This is a genomic window from Mesorhizobium sp. Root157, from assembly GCF_001427385.1.
Classification (GTDB): domain Bacteria; phylum Pseudomonadota; class Alphaproteobacteria; order Rhizobiales; family Rhizobiaceae; genus Mesorhizobium.
Genome location: NZ_LMGJ01000029.1, coordinates 1 through 5,093, shown reverse-complemented (window position 1 = coordinate 5,093; position 5,093 = coordinate 1). Strand labels below are relative to the sequence as shown.

6 protein-coding genes are annotated in these 5,093 nt (G+C 57.6%); 5 read left to right on the top strand and 1 reads right to left on the bottom strand.

Features of this window, described 5'->3' with window-relative positions; all coding sequences use genetic code 11:
- Positions 1 to 267 precede the first annotated feature (267 nt).
- From ASD64_RS14165 to nirK, 5 genes are all read left to right on the top strand, one after another.
- Positions 268 to 462 carry a hypothetical protein gene (locus ASD64_RS14165; RefSeq protein ID WP_056106081.1) on the top strand — a complete coding sequence of 65 codons (195 nt, stop codon included), beginning with the start codon at positions 268 to 270 and terminating at the stop codon, positions 460 to 462.
- Positions 459 to 917 carry a DUF6362 family protein gene (locus tag ASD64_RS14160; RefSeq protein WP_056106079.1) on the top strand — a complete coding sequence of 153 codons (459 nt, stop codon included), beginning with the start codon at positions 459 to 461 and terminating at the stop codon, positions 915 to 917. Before ASD64_RS14165 ends, ASD64_RS14160 begins: the two co-directional genes overlap by 4 nt.
- 150 nt (positions 918 to 1,067) lie before the next feature.
- Positions 1,068 to 2,147 (top strand): PAS domain S-box protein, encoded by a 1,080-nt coding sequence (locus ASD64_RS14155; protein WP_056106077.1) that lies wholly within the window; start codon positions 1,068 to 1,070, stop codon positions 2,145 to 2,147.
- A gap of 175 nt (positions 2,148 to 2,322) precedes the next feature.
- Positions 2,323 to 2,760 carry a pseudoazurin gene (locus tag ASD64_RS14150; RefSeq protein ID WP_056106075.1) on the top strand — a complete coding sequence of 146 codons (438 nt, stop codon included), beginning with the start codon at positions 2,323 to 2,325 and terminating at the stop codon, positions 2,758 to 2,760.
- A gap of 114 nt (positions 2,761 to 2,874) precedes the next feature.
- Positions 2,875 to 4,422, top strand: coding sequence for a copper-containing nitrite reductase (gene nirK / locus ASD64_RS14145; protein ID WP_244480800.1), 1,548 nt, complete (start codon positions 2,875 to 2,877; stop codon positions 4,420 to 4,422).
- Positions 4,423 to 4,522: 100 nt separating this feature from the next.
- On the opposite strand, the gene ASD64_RS14140 is transcribed toward nirK, so the two are convergent.
- Positions 4,523 to 4,894 (bottom strand): nuclear transport factor 2 family protein, encoded by a 372-nt coding sequence (locus ASD64_RS14140; RefSeq protein WP_056106071.1) that lies wholly within the window; start codon positions 4,892 to 4,894, stop codon positions 4,523 to 4,525.
- Between the last annotated feature and the right edge of the window lie 199 nt (positions 4,895 to 5,093).

The following is a 5,093-nucleotide window of genomic DNA, read 5'->3' as shown; positions in this document are numbered from 1 at the left end:
GAATTCAACACTGGGTCCGGGTAGGTCCGGGTGGTCCGGGTCTTTTCCTCTCTTTTCCGTAGGAGGGGAAAAATCATGCTCATGTGTTCACGTACATGAAGTGCGTATTACCCGAATATATAATGTAGGCGAGTATACCCGGACCACCCGGACCCACCTGGACCTTTCCTTACTTTCCAAGGGTTTGCGCCAACCGCAGACCCGGACCCTACCCGGACCCAAGCCATTCAGACCCGGACCCTGTCCGCTTGAGACGGGAGATGTCCAATGAGATGGACCCCGAGAGGCTATGGCGGCGAGCGCCGCGCCGGCGACTTGGTCAAGCGTCAAGGCTGGCGCGAATTGGGCGTACTGGCGGTGGCGATCGACGATGAGCGCCTTACCTGGCCCGAGCAGGAGATGATCCGTCAGCTTGGCGAAAAGCTCTATGGCCGGCCCCACGCAAGAAGAGAGCGGTCATGACCGATCCGATCTGGACGCCGAAGCTGGTTGAGGACCGCCTTGCAGAGGCGGCGGCGGTTCTGCAGAGACTGCCGTCTGTGCAGGTTCAGGGCTACTTCAACACCTGGCCAGATTATATGTACGAGTTCGCCGATCTCGTCGGCCAGTCGCCACGGCAAACATCATTGCCGCCGCCGTCACCTGCTGCGATTTCTCGCACAGAGCAGACGCTCTCCTGGACCATCGGTCTCGATCCTGTTGATGGCAAGATCGTCTGGCTGCGCGCCCATCAGACACCATGGAAGGCAGTCTGTTGGAAAGTTGGCCTGCAGCGCTCCGCAGCCAACGAGCGCTGGCTCTACGGACTTTGCGTCATCGCGATGAAGCTCAATAATCAGCATGTGCCGAAAAACCGCTCGCGGCGTTATGTCGTTGACCGGATGCGGGATTTTTCAGTAGCAGACGGGCGGGACTAACAGCCCGGAGCAATTTTCACCACAACGGCATTACCCGACAAATTCACCACCGCTATCCCCTCCCGAGTAGCTTCTCGCGGGTCTTTCATAGTTGATCGCAGCAAGCTACATTACAACCACGGGGAATTTCCGAGGTGGGGTACCATCACGATGTCAGACAAAATCGAGCTCGATCTGGGATCTCACACCTCCTCTATAGCGAATTTGCAGGGACCGGCTACTCTAAGCGGGCCGGCTAAGGATACTACCCAGCAACATCTGGCAGCTATCGTCGAATCTTCCGATGACGCCATCCTGACAAAAGATCTCAACGGCATCATCACGAGCTGGAATCGGGGCGCGGAGCGCCTGTTCGGTTACACGGTGGAGGAAGCTCTTGGTCGATCCGTGACCATGCTCGTTCCCTCCGACAGGCCTGACGAAGAACCAGGAATCCTCAAACGCTTGCGCAGGGGAGAAAAAATTGATCACTACGAGACCGTTCGCCAGCGCAAGGACGGCAGTCTCATTCATATTTCTCTGTCCGTTTCGCCCCTGCGCGACGACAATGGCACCATCATTGGGGCCTCCAAAATTGCCCGGGATATTACAGATCGTCAGAACGCGCATGATCAACAGCAATTGCTGTTGAAGGAAATGGAGCATCGGATCAAGAACGTCTTCTCAATGGCGAGTGGGCTAATATCACTCTGCTCCAGACGTGCGCAAACCCCAGAGGAACTTGCCCAATTGGTCCGTGGGCGGCTGGAGGCGCTGGCCCGCGCGCAAGCGCTTACCGTGCCAAGCGCGGACGGTGATACGGTTACCAACCACCAAGGCACTACGCTGCACGAGCTGTTACAGACGATACTTTCGCCCCATCTGGATTCGAGGGAGAGCAACCAACTCCGCATAATCGGGAATGATCTCGCGCTTTCCCCGAAAGCCGTGACACCAGTGGCTCTTGTTCTGAATGAACTGGCCACGAATGCAGTCAAACACGGTGCATTGTCAGTTCCAGCGGGCACAGTGACATTCGAAAGCCAGCGAAATGGCGATGAGCTCGCGTTCCGCTGGAGCGAGCAAGGTGGCCCGGCCATTGATAGCCAGCCAGTTCATCAGGGCTTCGGCACTCGGTTAAGTGAAATTGCTGTTGAAAGGCAACTCGGCGGGAAAATACGACGGGAATGGAATCCAGGCGGGCTTTCGGTCAACCTTTTGATAAATCAGGCGATCGTTGAACTACAATGATCATTTGGTGCACTCTCGAATGTCCGGCTGATATTCCGTAAGCACACCAGACGGCTATGGAAACGAGGTTGTCTTTTAGGTCGCATGCCTTAACTTCGTTGTCGGCCATCTGGCGCTCTGTTGGCAGAGCTGACGTTTCACCAATGGTCGTGTATTGGCACGAAAAGGAGCTACGATGATACGTCCCCTCATTCTCGCGGCGTCATTTGCCGCCCTGGTTATCGGAAGCGCACAGGCCGCCGATCACGAAGTTCAAATGCTGAATAAGGGCGAAAAGGGCGCCATGGTGTTCCAACCTGATTTCATCCAGGCGGAGGTCGGAGACACGGTCACGTTTGTGCCGACCGACAAGGGGCATGACGCCGAAAGCATCAAGGGGATGATCCCTGAGGGTGCCAAGCCGTTCAAGGGCAAGATGAACGAGAAGATCACGGTTACGCTCGATGCGGAAGGCGTCTATGGCGTCAAGTGCACGCCCCATTATGGCATGGGAATGGTAGCGCTGATCACCGTCGGCAAACTGACCAATCTGGAAGCAGCACAAAGCGTAAAACATTCGGGCAAAGCGAAGAAGGTGTTTGCTGACCTCTTTTCTCAAATTCCTGCAGAATGAATTCAGTCGGCGGTGTGGAACCAAATTGCCTCTAGCTGACTGCGAAGACCCGCATAGCTGTGAGGGTCGGCTCTGCGACCAACCGTTTTTGATACGACAGTAATGGATTGCCCAATGCTCGATCGACAGGGACTACGAACGAAATCGGTGGCCGGCGTTGTCGCCGGGCAAGGCAAGGGGATGGGTGCGGCAGGATGGCTTGTGGCCATCACCATGGTGATGGCGCTGTTTTTCCCCGCTCCGGCATTCGCCCAGACACATCAGCACGGAACAGCGGCGGCAGATACAACGCAGGTTCAGCCGACTGCGGCGCCGACGGTCAATTCACAACCGGCCCCTGACGCCGGTGCCGCCGGAGCATCTTCGGCGGTCAGCTACCACAATCCGACGACGTTTACGCTCAAGACCGGCATTGCCGGCGGGCGCATGGTCTATCTCGGCGTCGGTGGCGACATTGACGGCCAGATCAATCCAACCCTGATGGTGCATGAGGGCGAGCTGGTGCAGATCAACCTGATCAACGGCGAAGGCGCCGAGCATGACGTGGTCATCGACCAATACGCGGCACGCTCATCCATCGTCGTTGGCAAGAACGCCTCTTCCACTTTCTCGTTCACTGCCGGCAAGGTTGGCGAGTTCGCCTATTTTTGCTCTATCGCTGGACATCGGGCAGCGGGCATGGAGGGGCTGATCCATGTCATGCCCGGCCCACGCGAAGCCATGGATACGGATGCCGCCGATATCGTCCACGATCCTGCCGACTTGCCTGGCCCCATCGGCCAGCGCGCGCCGCAGGTCGTGCGCGTCGACATGGAGACGGTAGAACTGACCGGCCGGCTCGATGATGGCACCACCTACGTCTACTGGACTTTCAACCGCAAGGTTCCGGGACCCTTTGTGCGCGTGCGGGTTGGCGACACGGTCGAAGTTCACCTGAAGAATGCTGCCGACAGCGTCATGATGCATTCGGTCGATTTCCATGCCGCGACCGGGCCCGGTGGCGGCGCGGACTTCACCCAGATCGCGCCCGGTGAAGAGGCGGTCGTGACCTTCCAGGCGCTGAAGCCCGGCATTTATGTCTACCACTGCGCGACGCCCAGCGTGGCCCACCACATCACTAGCGGCATGTATGGCCTGATCCTGGTCGAGCCGGAGGGCGGGCTACCACAGGTCGACCGCGAGTTCTACGTCATGCAGGGCGAGCTCTACACGGTCGAGCCTTTCGGAACTCAAGGCGAGATGGAGATGGACTACGACAAGCTGATCTCGGAGCGGCCGGAATATTTCTTGTTCAACGGTTCGGTCGGCGCGCTGACCAAGTCGCATCCGCTTTATGCCAATGCCGGCGAAACGGTGCGAATTTTCTTCGGTGTAGGTGGACCCAACTACACATCGTCGTTCCACGTCATTGGCGAGATATTCGACCACGTCTATACGCTTGGCAGCGTCACATCTCCGCCGCTGACCAACGTGCAGACGGTGACAGTTCCACCCGGCGGCGCCACGATCGTCGACTTTAAGATTGATCGCGGCGGGCACTACGTGCTGGTCGATCACGCCCTGTCGCGCGCCGAGCGCGGCCTTGCCGGCTATCTGATCGTCGACGGACCGGAAAACGACGACATCATGCATAAGGGGCCGGCTAAAGCGTCGGGGCAGTAAAGAGCGCACTGCAAGTGTCGGAACCCAAACCATTCCCGCCCGTCAATCGACCCATCGCCCGGTCGGACGGAGCGGGAACGATCGCAGAAGCGGTGCAATTTCACTCCACGATTTTCCAGTATGAATCCTTGCGGATCACCTTGCCGTTGCGAAACGTGTAGAAATCACAACCGCGAACTTCCGTTTTCCTTCCGTCACGGCTGGTCCCCGTGAGGGTCCATTTGGAGATACCAGTGGTGGCAGCTGGATCCACAAAATGCTCTTCGTTGCCGTAGTGGACATCAGGCAGACCTTCAAAGCGTGTCGACAGCGCTGCTCGCACGTCCTGCTTGCCTTCAACGCGAGTTCCCCACGGTTTTGCGCCCCGTGGCATCTCCAACACGCAGTCGTCAGCAAAAAACGCCATGATGCGATCGAGGTCATGCGCGTTGAAGGCCTCACATAGATCCGCCAGGGTTGCTCGAATATCCATTGATCCGTCTCCAATAGTCGGAATGATCGATGTGTAGTCAGCGTCCGTTCTGCGTGTGATCAGCCAATACCGCCCGAGTCGCGTGGCAACGCCCAAGGGTCGTGTCAGGCGAAATGAGAAATTGACCCCCGAACGAAACGAAGAACTGACCCCTCGTTTTTGAGAGGATCAGTAGATGAGCGCAGAATTTCCATCGAAG